This window comes from Streptomyces sp. NPDC059037 (assembly GCF_042740015.1).
GTDB lineage: Bacteria > Actinomycetota > Actinomycetes > Streptomycetales > Streptomycetaceae > Streptomyces.
This window is the reverse complement of sequence record NZ_JBHYIG010000127.1, coordinates 10,253-26,271: the sequence shown is the minus strand read 5'-3', so window position 1 is coordinate 26,271 and position 16,019 is coordinate 10,253. Positions and strand designations below refer to the sequence as shown.

At 68.0% G+C, this 16,019-nt stretch carries 16 protein-coding genes; 7 read left to right on the top strand and 9 right to left on the bottom strand.

Going from position 1 to position 16,019, the window contains the following annotated elements:
• Positions 1-162: 162 nt before the first annotated feature.
• From ACFWY6_RS24880 to ACFWY6_RS24870, 3 genes are all read left to right on the top strand, one after another.
• On the top strand, positions 163-507 hold the full coding sequence (locus ACFWY6_RS24880) for a hypothetical protein (protein WP_384694317.1): 345 nt from the start codon (positions 163-165) through the stop codon (positions 505-507).
• A gap of 65 nt (positions 508-572) precedes the next feature.
• Positions 573-1,349 carry an ATP-binding cassette domain-containing protein gene (locus ACFWY6_RS24875; protein WP_384694314.1) on the top strand — a complete coding sequence of 259 codons (777 nt, stop codon included), beginning with the start codon at positions 573-575 and terminating at the stop codon, positions 1,347-1,349.
• Positions 1,343-2,656 (top strand): ABC transporter permease, encoded by a 1,314-nt coding sequence (locus ACFWY6_RS24870; protein WP_384694311.1) that lies wholly within the window; start codon positions 1,343-1,345, stop codon positions 2,654-2,656. The genes ACFWY6_RS24875 and ACFWY6_RS24870 overlap by 7 nt, the downstream gene beginning before the upstream one ends.
• A gap of 666 nt (positions 2,657-3,322) precedes the next feature.
• Here ACFWY6_RS24870 and ACFWY6_RS24865 read toward each other — a convergent pair.
• Both ACFWY6_RS24865 and ACFWY6_RS24860 read right to left on the bottom strand, forming a co-directional pair.
• Positions 3,323-3,982 (bottom strand): Uma2 family endonuclease, encoded by a 660-nt coding sequence (locus ACFWY6_RS24865; protein ID WP_384694308.1) that lies wholly within the window; start codon positions 3,980-3,982, stop codon positions 3,323-3,325.
• Between the two features lie 104 nt (positions 3,983-4,086).
• Positions 4,087-4,437, bottom strand: a complete 351-nt coding sequence (locus ACFWY6_RS24860; RefSeq protein WP_384694305.1) for an ATP-binding protein — start codon at positions 4,435-4,437, stop codon at positions 4,087-4,089.
• Positions 4,438-4,804: 367 nt separating this feature from the next.
• Here ACFWY6_RS24860 and ACFWY6_RS24855 point away from each other — a divergent pair, with 367 nt between their 5' ends.
• Together ACFWY6_RS24855 and ACFWY6_RS24850 are read left to right on the top strand one after the other, a co-directional pair.
• Positions 4,805-5,686, top strand: a complete 882-nt coding sequence (locus ACFWY6_RS24855) for a helix-turn-helix domain-containing protein (protein WP_384694302.1) — start codon at positions 4,805-4,807, stop codon at positions 5,684-5,686.
• Positions 5,687-5,696: 10 nt separating this feature from the next.
• On the top strand, positions 5,697-5,891 hold the full coding sequence (locus ACFWY6_RS24850) for a DUF397 domain-containing protein (protein ID WP_384694299.1): 195 nt from the start codon (positions 5,697-5,699) through the stop codon (positions 5,889-5,891).
• 105 nt (positions 5,892-5,996) lie between these two features.
• On the opposite strand, the gene ACFWY6_RS24845 is transcribed toward ACFWY6_RS24850, so the two are convergent.
• The 7 genes from ACFWY6_RS24845 to dnaK form a co-directional block, all read right to left on the bottom strand.
• The gene (locus ACFWY6_RS24845) at positions 5,997-6,497 is read right to left on the bottom strand and encodes a nucleoside deaminase (protein ID WP_384694296.1); all 501 of its coding nucleotides are present in this window, start codon (positions 6,495-6,497) and stop codon (positions 5,997-5,999) included.
• Entirely contained in the window at positions 6,497-6,667 is a 171-nt protein-coding gene (locus tag ACFWY6_RS24840; protein WP_384694293.1) for a hypothetical protein, read from the bottom strand. The genes ACFWY6_RS24845 and ACFWY6_RS24840 overlap by 1 nt, the downstream gene beginning before the upstream one ends.
• Positions 6,664-7,167: a hypothetical protein gene (locus ACFWY6_RS24835; RefSeq protein ID WP_384694290.1), complete on the bottom strand. Its 504-nt coding sequence runs from the start codon at positions 7,165-7,167 to the stop codon at positions 6,664-6,666. Before ACFWY6_RS24835 ends, ACFWY6_RS24840 begins: the two co-directional genes overlap by 4 nt.
• A 117-nt stretch (positions 7,168-7,284) precedes the next feature.
• The gene (locus ACFWY6_RS24830; RefSeq protein WP_384694287.1) at positions 7,285-7,731 is read right to left on the bottom strand and encodes a heat shock protein transcriptional repressor HspR; all 447 of its coding nucleotides are present in this window, start codon (positions 7,729-7,731) and stop codon (positions 7,285-7,287) included.
• A 1-nt stretch (position 7,732) separates the two neighbouring features.
• Positions 7,733-8,935 carry a molecular chaperone DnaJ gene (gene dnaJ / locus ACFWY6_RS24825; protein WP_384694285.1) on the bottom strand — a complete coding sequence of 401 codons (1,203 nt, stop codon included), beginning with the start codon at positions 8,933-8,935 and terminating at the stop codon, positions 7,733-7,735.
• A 39-nt stretch (positions 8,936-8,974) separates the two neighbouring features.
• A complete protein-coding gene (gene grpE, locus ACFWY6_RS24820; protein ID WP_384694282.1) occupies positions 8,975-9,685 on the bottom strand; it encodes a nucleotide exchange factor GrpE in 711 nt (236 codons plus the stop codon).
• Entirely contained in the window at positions 9,685-11,556 is a 1,872-nt protein-coding gene (dnaK, locus tag ACFWY6_RS24815; RefSeq protein ID WP_384694279.1) for a molecular chaperone DnaK, read from the bottom strand. The genes grpE and dnaK overlap by 1 nt, the downstream gene beginning before the upstream one ends.
• Before the next feature lie 333 nt (positions 11,557-11,889).
• On the opposite strand from dnaK, the gene ACFWY6_RS24810 reads away from it, so the two are divergent.
• Together ACFWY6_RS24810 and ACFWY6_RS24805 are read left to right on the top strand one after the other, a co-directional pair.
• Positions 11,890-14,199 (top strand): (Fe-S)-binding protein, encoded by a 2,310-nt coding sequence (locus ACFWY6_RS24810; protein WP_384694276.1) that lies wholly within the window; start codon positions 11,890-11,892, stop codon positions 14,197-14,199.
• A gap of 135 nt (positions 14,200-14,334) precedes the next feature.
• Positions 14,335-15,870 (top strand): FG-GAP repeat domain-containing protein, encoded by a 1,536-nt coding sequence (locus ACFWY6_RS24805; RefSeq protein ID WP_384694273.1) that lies wholly within the window; start codon positions 14,335-14,337, stop codon positions 15,868-15,870.
• Positions 15,871-16,019: the final 149 nt, after the last annotated feature.

Below are 16,019 nucleotides of genomic sequence, written 5' to 3'. Positions count from 1 at the left end.
GTCTCTGTCTCGGGGCGGCTTTCCGCTCGCGTGCCACCCGCCCGCCCCGCCCCCCGCGCGCCGGCCCGCGCGCCCCCCCCCCGACACCCACTCCACCTGCCGTGACTCACGGCTGGGGGCGACATCTCTCGCATCTCCAACGTCCTATTCCCAGGGGGGGAAATGAGAAAGAGTTCGTTTGTAAACAGAATGATGGCCACCAAGGCGGCGAAGGGTGCTGTCGTGGCGGCGATGGCGGCCACGGCTATCGGCCTTACGGCTCCGTTGTCGAGCGCATCCAACGAGAGCTCGTGGGATGCCGGCTGCCGAGGATACTGGTACTCAACCGCCGGTCACGGGTACTGCAACGACGCAAACACGTGGCTGTATAGCGGGTGGTACACGGACTACAACTGCAACAACGAGGTCGATGAGCAGCACTACGACAGGCTGCGCAACGGCTACAGGGGGAAGTACGACACCCACGAGTGCACGTTCAAGATCAATCACACGGACTCGCACCAGTAGTTCACCAGCGCTACGGTGGGCCCGCCACTACGGCGGGCCCACCCCGCATTTTGGGAATCCTACCTATGACGACTTATCCCGTCGCCCGGTTGACGGCCCTCGCGCAGGGCTACAGGGGCCGACTCATCATCGAGGATCTCGACCTGTCCATCCAGCCTGGCGTCACTGGCCTGTTGGGTCCCAACGGAGCAGGAAAGACGACGCTGTTCCGTACCCTCGCCACGATCGCGCCGCCGAAGAGCGGGGGCCTTGAGCTGTTCGGCGAGCCCGTCACCAGCGAAAGGGACGCCCGGCGAGTTCGTCGTCGCATCGGCTACCTCCCGCAGGACTTCGGCTTCTACCCGGCGTTCTCCCTCACCGATTTCGTCAGCTACTGCGCCTGGTTGCGTGAAGTACCTTCCAAGGAAGCCAAGTCGGCAACCGAACAGGCACTGGCTGCCGTTGGACTGACCGACCGGGCCCGCGACCGCATGAAGACACTTTCCGGTGGCATGCTGCGTCGTGCCGGGATCGCCGCGGCCATCGTCGGTTCTCCTTCCCTGCTCCTGCTCGATGAGCCAACTGTCGGCCTTGACCCTGCACAGCGCCTCGACTTTCGTGACCTCATTCGTTCCCTCGCCCGCGCCGGGGCTGCGATTGTGCTCAGTACGCACCTGGTGGAGGACGTGGGCGCCGCCTGTGACGCCGTCCTCGTACTGAGCGATGGCCAGGTGGTCCACAGCGGTACACCCCAGCAACTCGCAGAACTGTCCACACCGAAAGCTCCGGGAGACAGCGCGCTGGAGCGCGGCTATATGACTGTCCTGGGCACCCGTGGGCCGGCCGAGGAAGCCGCATGCTGAACGCCTACCGCATCGAGCTGCGACGCTCTCCCCTGCTGACCGCCTTCCCGTTGATGATTGCCGTGGACCTGCTGGTTCTCTTCGGGCGTTCCCAGTACTGGATCGGCGTGTGGCCCGAGGCAAGCGTGGCGGCGCAGATCGTGACGCTCTTCCTGGGGCCCGTTCTCGCCGGTGTTTCCGCCTGGCAGGCCGGGCGTTCCTCCCGGGCAGGGATGCCCGAGTTCCTCCTCGCAGCCGCCCGGCCGGGCTGGCGGATCGAGGCCGCCAGGCTGGCAGCCACCCTCACGCTCGGATTCCTTGCGTACGGGGTCGGGTGCCTTACCGCAGCAGCCGTCTCGCTCGCAGATGCAGGACCGGGCTTCTTGTGGCCGTCCTACCTCCTGCTCGGCGCCTCGACCCTGATCATCTTCGCGTCCGTGGGACATCTGGCGGGTCGCTGGTGGCCCTCGGCCGCATTCACGCCCATCGTTTGTGCGCTGGGCTGCTTCATCAGCATGCTGTCCCTGCCGTTCAAATTCAATGTCCTCGCGGGGCCGCCGGACACCTACATGCGTCCGCTGCCGGTCGCCGTTCGCCTACTGTGCGCCCTCGCCCTCGCAACGCTGGCAGTGACGGCACCGCCGCTGAGGATGAAGAGCGCCGAGCGCCAGATGCCGCATCGGAAACTGCCACGACACATACGCGGAGTTGCTGTCGGGTCTGTGGCCCTTTCCCTTGCCGCACTGGCCGCAGCTCCGGCCGCCGGCGAACTGCGCGTGGACCGTCCGGCTTCGGCGACCACGCCGCTGTGCGACCGTGCCGATGGGAATGCCCCACGAGTGTGCGTCTGGCCCGAGCACCGAAAGTACCTGCCAGAGCTGACTCGCATGGCAAAGCACTTTGATCACACCAGTCAGACCACTCAGACCTGGATCAAAGTACCCGACGAATTCCACGAGTTCGGGCTGCAACGGACCGATCTGGGAGACCGAGGGTTCGACATCGCCGAAGGACACGTACGCACCGCGGCAATTGCCATGGCGGACCAGGTGTTCACGGCGTCGTTCGGCCGGTGTCGCCCGCCTCAAAAGGAGCGCCGGGCGTGGCAGGCCAGTGACAACATCCACCTATGGCTTGAGTACCGGGCCATGGACCAGGACCCGGCCGACGCCGACGAGGGACTCCACGTCGAAGGGGTCGGCACCGCCCAGCGCGAGGCGGCCAAGGCTGCTCGGATGCCTTCGGCCGAGCAGCGGGCCTGGGTCGCTCAGGAGCGTAGCTATCTTCTTCGTGAAAGCTCTTGGTGCAAGCCTGATGATTGGCCCTGACCTGTTCCGCTATGCCAGAGTCCACCGGGGCGGAGCAGTCCTTATTGGGACGGCAGTTGTTGCCCTGCTATCAGCGTTCTTCGGTGGTGCCAACATCGCACTTCCGTCCATCGGTAGCGGAGGACTCACCACGGGTGTGCCCTACCGGCAAGAGCTTCCTCTGCTGACGGCCGTCTTCCTTACCGCAGCTCTGGGCGGGGCTATGTCGGCGCATGACGAAATGGGTGCATCCACGATGCACCGACTTCGCGTCGTCTATTGCACCGCACTGACATTGACGGTTTGCGCCTTCTCCTTCGGCACTGAGGCTCTCGCCAACGGGCCGGAATCCGGAATCGTCTTCGTCCGGTCCGTCTTGATCTGGCTCGGCCTCGCCCTCCTGTCTGCCAGGTCGCTGGGGCAGCAACTCGGCTGGGTCATCCCTCTGACTTCGGTGCTCTTTCTGGTCTGGTACCCCCTCAACTGGTGGGACTGGACGGCTAACCCGGGACATGACCTCTTCAGTTGGGCTGTTGTCGCAATTGCTCTGACTGTCGGAGTCGCTGCAAACGCAGCAACTCCCTGGCGGGTGAAAACCTTCTCCCGCAGAGCTCGTGACGTGATCACGATTCCGCGCGCTAGAGGCGCCTCCAGCAGATGAGGCTGCCGGCCAACCAGACGGCAGGGTTAACCGCGCCGCGCCCCCGTGATCACCTCAGTGATCGTGAACCCCTTCGCCGGCCCCTCAGGGATCGTGACCTCTGTCCCGTACGGGACTCGGTGGACGCCGACCCAGTCGGCATTCGCGGGCTGCGGCTCGGTCAGGACGGTGACGGTGCCCTCAGCGTCATAGTCGTCGACGATGACGTAGACGGGGATCCCCGCACGGGCGTACTCGCGGCGCTTCTTCACTCGGTCGCGGTCCTGGTTGCGCTTTCCGGGGGAGACGACCTCGACGACGAGACGGACCGCTGCGGCCGTGACGCCGAGGCCGTCGTCCGTCAGGTACCGATCCCTGTCCTTCGGCCCGATGTAGAGGTCAGGGATCCACACCTGCCCCTCGTGGATGACGTTTCCGTCATTGCGCACGACGAAGTCACCGCCGCGCAGGAACATCACCAGTTCGTCCCGGAGCAGGTTGATGGTCTCGGTGTGTGAGTAGCGACCAGTCGGCGACACCTCGATGGCTCCCTCGATGATTTCAGCGCGGTAGCCCTCGGGGAGTTCCATCGCTTTCCATGCCTGCCACAGCACCTCGTCGTCTTCCGACAGACCGGTCGCGGACGGGACTGAGTCAGTCCTGCTGTCAGGCATGGTCTCGGGCCTCTCAGCTGCAAGAGCGGTCATGGTGGCGCACCTCCTTTCCAGTGTGGGCTTGGCGTCCTCGCGGCACAAGCAACGCGATCACGGTCTGTACGTTCACTGGGCCGACCTGGGGAAACGGCCTCCGGTCATCCGATGCCGTGAGGGCGGAACGGTTCCCCGCCCTCGGCCCCGCCCAGCTCGAACCACACCCCCTTCGCATACCGCCCCGCCCTGTCGTCCGCCACGCCCCACGCATCGGCGAGCTCCGCGACCAGGGCCATGCCCCGGCCCCAGCAGGCGGCGGCGCCCGCCGCCGGGTGGGTCACCACCGGTGGATCCGGGCTCTCGTCGAAGACCGTTACCCGCAGGCGGGTGAGGGTCAGCAGGATGCGGAGCATCGCGGAGCCCTTGGTGTGCAGGTGCACGTTCGTGATGAGTTCCGAGGTGCAGAGGGTCGCCGGCATCACCAGGGGCTCGCGGTCGAGCGTGCGGAGCACTGTTCGTACGAAGTCTCGGCAAATCTTTGGGGATGTCGAATCTGCCGGGGCGAACAGGCTGTAGTCGTAGGTGAGTTGGGTTGCTCGGTGAGGTGCGCGGGGACCGTCTGCGGGCATGGCCTTCTCCCGTCCGGAGATGAGTGAGGGTGCCCCTCGCCGGGCGATGGCGCTGCCCGAGTGCGTGCCCCTGCGGGGGCTCGGGTGCCTTTCGGCTTATGGGCAGGGGGAGTTGAGTGATTCCAGTGAGCTACTGGATGCACACTCACGGTAGGGCAGCTAGGCGTCAATTGACAACCTAATCGGCAATCTCGGTGGACCAACTCCCCTACGCTGGACAGACTTTGAAGACACCACCCGGGAGAGGCAGATGGGACTGCGCACCGTTATCAGCGAACGCCAGCGGCGGCTCGGCTCCGAGCTCAAACAACTGCGCGAGCAGGCAGGATTGAGCGCCGGGGAAGCCGCCGAGCGGGTCGGCATGGGCCGGGGACAGCTGAGCCAGATCGAGACAGCCAAGACGACCGTCCTCACGGCGCGACTCCGCCAGCTCTGTCATCTCTACGGGTGCACTGATCAGGCGTACATTGAAGCCCTTGTCACACTCTCCGAAGCAACCGGCAAAGGCTGGTGGAGCGAGTACAAGAAGCCCATGGAGCAGCGCGCGCTCAACCTGGCAGAACTGGAGTCCGGCGCCACGGCCCTGCGGATGCACCAGTCCCTGTTCATCCCGGGCCTCTTCCAGACGGCCGACTACGCGCGGGCCATCTTTGCCAGCCCGGGTCTGGGATTCGACCGCATCGAAGAAGCCCTGGATTTCCGGCTTGAGCGACAGCACGTCCTGACCCGCGAGCACCCGCCATCCGTGCACGCCGTCATTCACGAGTCGGCCTTGCACATGCGGTTCGGCGGCACCGAGGTGGCACGCGGGCAATTGCTGCGCCTCATCGAGCTGTCACGCCTGCCGAACGTGACCATCCAGGTCTATCCGTTCACATCAGAGGCGTACGCCGCCCTCAGCGGCAACTTCGTCCACGTCATCCCCGCGCTTCCCGAACTGGGAACCCTCGTACTCGAACACCCCATCGGTGTCCAGTACTTGGGAGATGGAGCCAGCCTGCGTCACTACGGCACGCTTTTCGAGCGTCTCGCCGAGCACGCCCTCGCCCCCATCGACGTATCGTTGGCCCCGGAAGCACACTCAGTGAAGGACTCGCTGGCCCTCATCCAGCACCTGCTCTACACCCTCTAGGGAGGTTCGGATGCCGGAACTGACCTGGCAGAAGTCATCGTTCAGCGGAGGACCGCAGGGAGAGTGTCTCCACCTCGCCTGCGGCCCCGGCGGAACGATCCACCTCCGCGAGAGCGACACCCCGCACGAGGTCCTGACCGCGGCCCCCGCCCAACTGACCGCCCTCCTCATCCACCTCAAACACCAGGCCCCGCACCAGGGTTGAGCCCGCCACCGGCCCCCTCGGGCAGGGCGCCCGGCTGGGTGGGGACGAGGCGGCGCCCCGCAGCGCAGGGAGGTTGCACCCCCGGCAGCTCAGCCGCACCCAACCTCAGTCGCCCGCATGCAGCCTCCGATGCAACTCCCTGATCTCATCGGAGAGTTCCGGCGCCGGCCCCGACACCACCGCCCCCGGCACCACCTCCCGGATCGGCAAAGCCGCCACCGGGCCCGGCGGGGCCGAGAACTCCGTCAGCCACGTCACCAGCTGCGCCGACGACGCCGCGTACACGATCCGGCCAAGGCCCACCCAGCCATGCGCCGCCGCACACATCGGGCAGTGTTCACCCGAGGTGTAGACCGTCGACGAAGCCCGCTCCCGCACGGAGAGATGCTCCGCCGACCAGCGGGCGATCTCGAACTCCGGGTGGCGGGTGTGGTCGCCGCCCGCCACACGGTTGCGGTCCTCGAACAGGACCTTGCCCTCCGCCGAGAGCAGCAGCGAGCCGAAGGGTTCGTCGCCCGCTTCCAGGGCCTGCCTCGCCAGGGCCACGCAGCGGCGCAGGTGCCGCAAGTCCGTCTCGGTCGGCGGGGTCGGGTTCAGGTCCGGCATCACGACTCCGTCCAGGTTCGCAGCAGTTCCTCGTGGTCGGCGGCCCGGCATCGCAGGAGCACATCGGTGTCCAGCGCCCCCTCGGCGACCAGCTCGCGCGCCTCTGCAAGCGCGTACAGGCGACGGTAGCGGGCGGCGTCCTCTCCTTCGGGCAACGCGGGCGAGCTCATGCCGCGACCCACTCCCGCAGCAGCCCCTCGCGCTCCGCCGCCCGCGGCGAGCCGCCCTCTCGCGCCCGCCCCCACTCCGCCATCGCCGCCAGCGTCGTCAGCAGGGTGCCCGCGCCTTCCGTCAGGCGGGTCAGCAACTCGCGGGAGAGGTCGTACTCCGTCTGGGAGTAGCCCGATGCCGCCGCCGTGTACACCATCAGGTCCGTGTCGCCATCCGCGTCCGTCACCCAGAGGGTCATCGTCGGCGCCTCGTCGCCGCCGCCGAGGCCCACCGTCAGCGCCATGTCCACCAGCGTGCCCACGTGGCGCTTCAGGGACTTCACCGGGGCGTTCTCCACCCTCAGCGCCTGTACGTCCTCCCAGGGCCAGACGCGGGACTGGCCGTCGCCCAGGGCCAGCACCCCTTCCGGAGTCAGCCGTACGCCCGCCGCCAGGCCCGACGGCTTCGCGCCCACGTACACGTCGCCTTCGGCGATCCAGAACAACCCCACCATGGCCATGGCAGTTCAACTCCCCCTGTGAAACCTGTGCAATCTGAGGAACCCGTGAAACAGCGCGTAGGGGCCGGGAGGTGGTTTACACCTCCCGGCCCCTACAGAGCTTACGAAACCTACCGACTACTCCGGCGACCTCTTCGGCCGCCACACCACCAACGCACTCGCCTGCTGCACGTCCTGGTACGGGACGAGATCGCGACGGTACGAGGCGTGCACCGCCGCTTCACGTTGCTGCATGGCGACGGCGGCTCCCTCCACGGCCGAGGAGAGCTCCGCGACACGGGATTGGAGTGCCGCCACCTGGTTCTCCAGCTCGATGATGCGCTTGATGCCGGCGAGGTTGATGCCCTCCTCCTGCGACAACTGCTGGACGGTGCGCAGCAGTTCGATGTCGCGGGCGGAGTAGCGCCTGCCCCGGCCCGCCGTGCGGTCGGGCGAGACCAGGCCGAGGCGGTCGTACTGGCGCAGCGTCTGCGGGTGGAGCCCGCTCAGCTGTGCCGCGACCGAGATGACGTAGACCGGCGTCTCATCGGTCAACTGGTAGGGATTTCGACGACGGCCGTCCATCTCATGCTCCCTTCGCGGCCTGGAACAGTTCTGCCCGCGGATCGTCGTCCGCAGACGCCTTGCGGTAGGACTCCAGCGCTTCCTTCGCCGACTCGCTCAACGATGTCGGTACGGAGACCTCCACCGTCACAAGCAGATCGCCTCGCGAGCCGTCCTTGCGGAGCGCGCCCTTCCCGCGCGCCCGCATCGTACGGCCGTTCGGGGTCCCCGGCGGCAACTTCAAAGTCACCGGGGGCCCGCCGAGCGTCGGCACCTTGACCTCGCCGCCCAGTGCCGCCTCCGGATACGTCACCGGAACCGTCACCGTCAGGTTGTCGCCCTTGCGGCCGAAGACCGGGTGGGCGTCGACGTGGACCACGACGTACAAGTCGCCGCCAGGACCGCCCCGTTCACCGGGGCCGCCCTTGCCGCGCAGGCGAATGCGCTGGCCGTCGCTGACGCCGGCCGGAATGCGCACCTGCATCGTGCGCGACGACTTCGCCCTGCCCGAGCCCTTGCAGACCTCGCAGGGGGTCTCGGCGATCAGGCCGCGGCCCTTGCAGTCCACGCAGGGGTCAGTGAGGGAGAAGCCTCCGCCGCCGCCCCGCGAGACCTGGCCCGTGCCGACGCAGGTCGGGCACACGCGCGGTGTGCCGTTCTTGTCGCCGGTGCCGGAACAGGCCTTGCAGGGCGCCTGGGAGGACATGCGGAGCGGGACCGTGGCCCCGTCCACCGCCTCCGTGAAGCTCAGCGTGACCTCGGACTCGATGTCCTGGCCGCGCCTGGGCTGCGTACGCGTGCCGGTCCCGGCACCCGCACCGCCCCGGTTGAACAGGCCCCCGAAGACGTCACCGAGACCGCCGCCGAAGCCGCCGCCGGCACCGCCCGCTCCACCGCCGCCCGGGGCGCCGCCTCCGAAGAGGTCGCCCAGGTCGAAGTTGAACGAGCCGCCGCCGCCCGCTCCGGGGCCGGCCCTGAAGCCGCCGTTGCCGAAGAGAGCACGCGCTTCGTCGTACTCCTTGCGCTTCTTGGGGTCCCCGAGGACGTCGTTCGCCTCGGAGATCTCCTTGAAGCGCTCTTCCGCCTTGGCGTTGCCCTTGTTGGCGTCCGGGTGGTTCTCGCGGGCGAGTTTCCGGTACGCCTTCTTGATCTCGGCCTCGGTGGCGTCCTTGGGGACGCCGAGGACCTTGTAGTAGTCCTTCTCGATGAAGTCCTTCGTGCTCATCCCCGACGTCCCTCCTCTCGCTTCACCAACACGGTCAGGTCAGCCCTCGTCCGGGCCACCGGTCTCCTTGTCCTCCGCCACATCGGCGGAGTCCGCGGAAGCAGCGGCCTCGGTGTCACCCTTGGCCGGCTGCGCGCCCGGCTGCGGCTCGGCGACGGCCACCCGCGCGGGGCGGATGGTGCGCTCGCCGATCCGGTATCCCGGCTGCAGGATCGCGACGCAGGTCGTCTCGGTGACGTCCGGTGCGTACGAGTGCATCAGGGCCTCGTGGATCGTCGGGTCGAAGGGCTCGCCCTCCTTGCCGAACTGCTGCAGGCCCATCTTGGCGACGACCGTCTCAAGAGACTCCGCCACCGACTTGAACCCGCCCACCAGCTCGCCGTGCTCACGAGCGCGGCCGATGTCGTCGAGGCTCGGGAGGAGCTCGGACAGGAGGTTCGCCGCGGCGATCTCCTTGACCGTCACCTTGTCCCGCTCCACCCGACGGCGGTAGTTCTGATACTCGGCCTGCAGCCGCTGGAGGTCCGCCGTGCGCTCGTTGAGCGCGGTGCGCACCTGGTCCAGCTGGGCGGTCAGACCCACGTCCTGAGCGGACGTCTTGTTGCTTGCTGCGTCCCCGGCCGGGGCCGCCGGGCCCTCCGCGATGGAGGGCTCGGCGGCCTTCGGCGCCGCGTCATCAGGGGTGGCGCCGGAGGGGACGTCGGGCTGCTCGGCGTTCTCGCCGCCGAGGCCCGGGGTCTCCTCGGTCATCAGGCGGCGCCGCCCTTCGCGTCACCGGGCTTCTCGTCGTCGACGATCTCGGCGTCGACCACGTCGTCTTCCTTGGACATGTTCGGGGCCTCGGTACCCTCGGCACCGGGGGCAGCGCCCTCGGCACCCTGGGCGGCCTGAGCGTCCGCGTACATGGCCTGGCCCAGCTTCTGGGAGACGGCCGCGACCTTCTCGGTGGCCGTGCGGATGTCCGCCGTGTCCTCGCCCTTGAGCTTCTCCTTCAGCTCTTCGACGGCGGACTCGACCTCGGTCTTCACGTCACCGGGGACCTTGTCCGCGTTGTCCGCGAGGAACTTCTCCGTCTGGTAGACGAGCTGCTCGCCCTGGTTGCGGGACTCGGCGGCCTCGCGGCGCTTGTGGTCCTCGTCCGCGTACTGCTCGGCCTCCTGGCGCATGCGGTCGACCTCGTCCTTCGGCAGCGAGGAGCCGCCGGTGACGGTCATCTTCTGCTCCTTGCCCGTGCCCAGGTCCTTCGCGGTCACGTGCATGATGCCGTTGGCGTCGATGTCGAAGGCGACCTCGATCTGCGGGACACCGCGCGGGGCCGGCGGCAGGCCCGTGAGCTCGAACATTCCGAGCTTCTTGTTGTACGCCGCGATCTCGCGCTCGCCCTGGTAGACCTGGATCTGCACGGACGGCTGGTTGTCCTCGGCCGTCGTGAAGATCTCGGAGCGCTTCGTCGGGATGGTCGTGTTGCGCTCGATGAGCTTCGTCATGATGCCGCCCTTGGTCTCGATACCGAGGGACAGCGGGGTGACGTCGAGGAGCAGGACGTCCTTGACCTCGCCCTTGAGGACACCGGCCTGCAGCGCGGCGCCGATGGCGACGACCTCGTCCGGGTTCACGCCCTTGTTGGCGTCCTGGCCGCCGGTCAGCTCCTTGACGAGCTCCGCGACGGCGGGCATGCGGGTCGAGCCACCGACGAGAACGACGTGGTCGATCTCGGAGAGCTGGATGCCCGCGTCCTTGATGACGTTGTGGAACGGCGTCTTGCAGCGCTCCAGAAGGTCGGACGTGAGCTGCTGGAACTGGGCGCGCGTGAGCTTCTCGTCCAGGTGCAGCGGGCCCTCTGCGGACGCCGTGATGTACGGCAGGTTGATCGAGGTCTCCGTGGAGGAGGACAGCTCGATCTTGGCCTTCTCGGCCGCCTCGCGCAGGCGCTGGAGCGCCATCTTGTCCTTGGAGAGGTCCACGCCGTGGCCGTTGTTGAACTGCTTGACCAGGTAGTCGACGACGCGCTGGTCCCAGTCGTCACCACCGAGGTGGTTGTCGCCGTTCGTGGCCTTCACCTCGACGACGCCGTCGCCGATCTCCAGGAGGGACACGTCGAAGGTGCCGCCACCGAGGTCGAAGACGAGGATCGTCTGGTCGTCCTTGTCGAGGCCGTACGCCAGGGCGGCGGCCGTCGGCTCGTTGACGATGCGCAGGACGTTCAGGCCCGCGATCTCGCCGGCCTCCTTGGTGGCCTGGCGCTCCGAGTCGTTGAAGTACGCCGGGACGGTGATGACCGCGTCGGCCACCTTCTCGCCCAGGTACGACTCCGCGTCGCGCTTCAGCTTCTGCAGGATGAACGCCGAGATCTGCTGGGGGTTGAAGCCCTTGTCGTCGATGTCCACCTTCCAGTCGGTGCCCATGTGGCGCTTGACCGACCGGATGGTCCTGTCGACGTTGGTGACCGCCTGGCGCTTGGCGACCTCGCCGACCAGCACCTCGCCGTTCTTCGCGAAGGCGACGACGGACGGCGTGGTCCTGGCGCCCTCGGCGTTGGTGATGACGGTGGGCTCGCCGCCTTCAAGAACGCTGACGACAGAGTTAGTCGTGCCCAGGTCGATGCCGACCGCACGTGCCATTTCGATTCCTCCAGAGGTACTACTTGAGTGGATCTGGCTCAAGAGTGCACGAACGCTTCGCCGGAGTCAACAGAGCTGAGTCGAGGCCGCTCAACTCTTATCCTCCCCTTACGCGCAACCGTGCCCCGAAGGGGCGCGGGGAACTGCGCGACCAGCCACAGCCGGCCCGCGGAAAGGCGTCGGCCCCAGCGAAGCCGCAACGCAGGGTTGCCTGAGCGACGCAGATCACCGTTGGGCTGGCTACAGTGCGGCTGAGTAAGTGGGTAGTCTCAGACGGACTGCATAAGTTACCGCTTAGTAATAGTTCGCCTCGCAGGCCCGAGGAGCCCCCAAATGCAACTCGCCGCGATCATCGTGTCGCTGGTCCTAATCGCGGTCGGCGTCGCGCTGTTCGGCCGAGCCATCGTGCAGATCTACCAGTTCATGCGGCTCGGTCAGAACGTGCCCGCCGGCACCCGCACCGACCAGCCCGTGCAGCGCACCATCACGGTGGCCAAGGAGTTCCTCGGCCACACCCGAATGAACCGCTGGGGCATCGTCGGTGTCGCGCACTGGTTCGTGGCGGTGGGCTTCTTCTCGCTGCTCCTGACGATCGTCAACGCCATCGGCCAGCTCTTCAAGGCCGACTGGATGCTGCCGATCATCGGTGAGTGGGCGCCGTACAACATGTTCGTCGAGTTCATCGGCACGATGACGGTCGTCGGCATCCTGACGCTGATCGTCATCCGGCAGCTGAGCAAGCCCGACAACAAGCCGGGCCGCAAGTCCCGCTTCGCGGGCTCCAAGAAGGGCCAGGCGTACTTCGTCGAGGCCGTCATCCTCATCGTCGGCGTCTGCATCTTCATGCTGCACGCCCTGGAGGGCGCCCAGCACCACGTCGACAGCTACGAGGCGTCGTTCTTCATCTCGTACCCGGTGGTCTCGGCGTTCCAGAACCTCGACGTCTCGACGCTGCAGAACCTCACGTACTTCTTCGCGGGGCTGAAGATCGCGACGTCCTTCATCTGGATGATCGTCGTCGCGCTCAACACCAACATGGGTGTCGCCTGGCACCGCTTCCTCGCCTTCCCGAACATCTGGTTCAAGCGCGAGGCCGACGGCTCCACCACCCTCGGTGAGCTGCAGCCCATGACGTCCGGCGGCAAGCCGATCGACTGGGAGGACCCGGCCGACGACGCCGTGTTCGGCGTCAGCCAGGTCGAGCAGTTCTCCTGGAAGGGCCTGCTCGACTTCAGTACGTGCACCGAGTGCGGCCGCTGCCAGTCGCAGTGCCCCGCCTGGAACACCGGCAAGCCGCTCTCCCCGAAGCTCCTGATCATGTCGCTGCGCGACCACGCGCACGCCAAGGCCCCCTACCTGCTCGCCGGCGGCGGCAAGGACATGGAGGGCAACGAGAAGGCGACGGAGGAGCAGCTCAAGGACGTTCCCGCCGCCGCTCTCGCGGAGGCCGAGCGCCCCCTCATCGGCACCGCCGAGGCTGTATCCATCAACGGCTCCGCCGTGGGCGGCGTCATCGACCCCGACGTCCTGTGGTCCTGCACCAGCTGCGGCGCCTGCGTCGAGCAGTGCCCGGTGGACATCGAGCACATCGACCACATCGTCGACATGCGCCGCTACCAGGTGATGATCGAGAGCGCGTTCCCGTCCGAGGCCGGGACGATGCTCAAGAACCTGGAGAAGAAGGGCAACCCCTGGGGCCTGGCGAAGAAGCAGCGCCTTGAGTGGCTCAAGGAGCTCGACTTCGAGGTGCCGGTCGTCGGCAAGGACATCGAGGACCTCACCGAGGTCGAGTACCTCTACTGGGTCGGATGCGCGGGTGCCCTCGAGGACCGCGCCAAGAAGACGACGAAGGCCTTCGCCGAGCTGCTCAACATCGCAGGCGTCAAGTTCGCGATCATGGGCGGCGACGAGAAGTGCACCGGTGACTCCGCACGCCGCCTGGGCAACGAGCCGCTGTTCCAGCAGCTCGGCCAGGAGAACGTGATGGCGCTGAACATGGCGTTCGGCGAGGAGCTCGACGACGACGGCAAGGTCACGCCCGAGTCGGCCAAGCCGAAGACGGCGAAGAAGATCGTCGCGACCTGCCCGCACTGCCTCAACACCATCGGCAACGAGTACCCGCAGCTCGGCGGCGACTACGAAGTCATCCACCACACGCAGCTGCTCCAGCACCTCGTCGACGAGGGCAAGCTGGTCCCGGTCACCCCGGTCGAGGGCATCATCACGTACCACGACCCCTGCTACCTGGGCCGCCACAACAAGATCTACACGCCTCCTCGCGAGATCATCGGCAAGGTGCCTGGCCTGCGCAACGAGGAGATGCACCGCCACAAGGAGCGCGGCTTCTGCTGTGGCGCCGGTGGTGCGCGGATGTGGATGGAGGAGCGGATCGGCAAGCGCATCAACGACGAGCGTGTCGACGAGGCGCTCTCGCTCAACCCGGACATCGTCTCCACCGCCTGCCCGTTCTGCCTCGTCATGCTGACCGACTCGGTCAACGGCAAGAAGAACGACGGCAAGGCCAAGGAGTCGATCACGGTCGTGGACGTCGCGCAGCTGCTCCTGGAATCCGTGAAGACGCCGGTGGACCCGGCGGGTTCGCAGGAGACCGCGGACGAGCCGGAGCCCGAGCCGGTGAAGTAGCTCCCGCTGCCAGCGTTTCAGGCCGGTTCCGCCCTTGCAGGCGGGACCGGCCTGTTGCGTCCTGCCGGAACGGGAGCATCATGTGCAGGTTGTTGTGCAGGTTGTTGTCTCAAGGGGCGGTCGAGGTCAGGGTTGATGGTGGGCATACGGAGCGACAGACGCGGTGGCAGACCCGACGGCACACGCGGCGTACGCCGTGCACGCCGCGCCCGGATACGACTGACGGCGGCCACGCTCGGCTGCGCCCTGCTGCTCGCGGGCTGCGGCAGCGGCGGTGACGGCGACGCGTCCCCCGAGCACCGCCCGGTCGGCGGCATGGCCGACCAGGGCAAGGCGTCCGCGCCGCTGCCCGTCCCCCGGGGCGACGGCAGCAAGACCGCCGACGACTTCAACGGCGACGGCGCCCCCGATCTCGTACTCGACGATCTCGTGCACCGCGGCCACGGCGACGACGCGGGCATCGGCGTCGTCTACGGATCGCGCAGCGGACTGCGGCCCGGCGCGCGGCAGTTGCTGAGCGCGCGGGCCAACGGGGCGCGGACCAAGGGCGAGCTGCCCGCAGCCTTCGAGTCGGAGGCCTCCTGCGACCTCGACAAGGACGGCTTCACCGATCTGCTGGTCTCCACCGACCCGCCGTACGACGGCCTCGGCCAGCCGCCCGTGCCGCTGCAGATCCTCTTCGGCTCGCCCAAGGGCCTGACCGGCAAGGCCGTGAAGGTGCGGGTGCCCGCGCAGGCCCGGATCGGCAACGACTGGTCCGACCAGCCGGTCTGCGGCGACTTCGACGGGGACGGCGCGAGCGACCTCGTGCTGCACGCGAGCGGCGCCCGGCTGACCTTCCTGCGCGGCCCGTTCAAGCGGACCGGCGCCGCACGCGCCGCAGGGAAGCCGCTGGCCGCGCCCGGCAACGACCTCGTCACCGGCGAGGCCACCGATGTGGACCGGGACGGCTACGACGACCTCCTCGTGCGCAAGGCCGCCGACGCGTCGGGCGCCGCCACCAGCGCGCTCGTCCTCGGCGGGCCGAAGGGTCCCGCCGAGACCGGGGTGCTCTTCCCCTCCGGTACGGACGTCGCGTTCGGGCGGTTCGGCAAGGGCAAGGCGGCGACGGACGCGGCCGTCGCGGGGCCGAGGGGCGTTGCTCTGCGCTATGACGTGCCGGGCACGGGGCGGGGGGCGCGGGGGGGGCGGGGGGGGGCCCGGGGCCCCCGGGGGGTCGACGGGCCGCCGCCGGGGGCGCTGGGGGGGCGGTGGGGTGTGTCGGGGCGCTCTCGGGGGCGGGGCCGGGGGGGGGCGGGGTGGGGGGCGCGCCGGGTCTCCGTGGACGCCGGTGATCTCGACGGTGACGGGCTGAGCGAGCTGGTCATGAGCGGGGGCGGCAGCGGGAGTGGCGGTGGCGCGGGGGAGGTTCGCGTCTTCCGGGGCCGTGCGGGTGGGCTCGGCGCCAACGCGTCGGCGACTGTCGTTCCCTCCGCGGAGGGCACCACTCAGGTTCTTGGCGTTGCCGACTTCGACGGGGACGGGCGGGGGGATCTTGTCCTGCGGACGTACCGGGGGGATGGCGCGGACACTGTGGGGGTTTATCCCGGGGCGAAGGGGGACCTGGTGGCGCGTAAGCCTCGACTCACGTTCTCTACGCGGGAGTTTCTTGGCATGGGGGATGGTTCGTAGGGGTTTCGCTGGGTCTCTTCGACTGCGGGATCGTCGTGGCTTGTCGCGCAGTTCCCCGGGGGGGGGGGGGGGGGGCCCCCCCCCCGCCCAAGCCCCGCGCAGTGATAAAAAAAAAAACACCCCCAACCAAACACAACAGCACGGTGGAG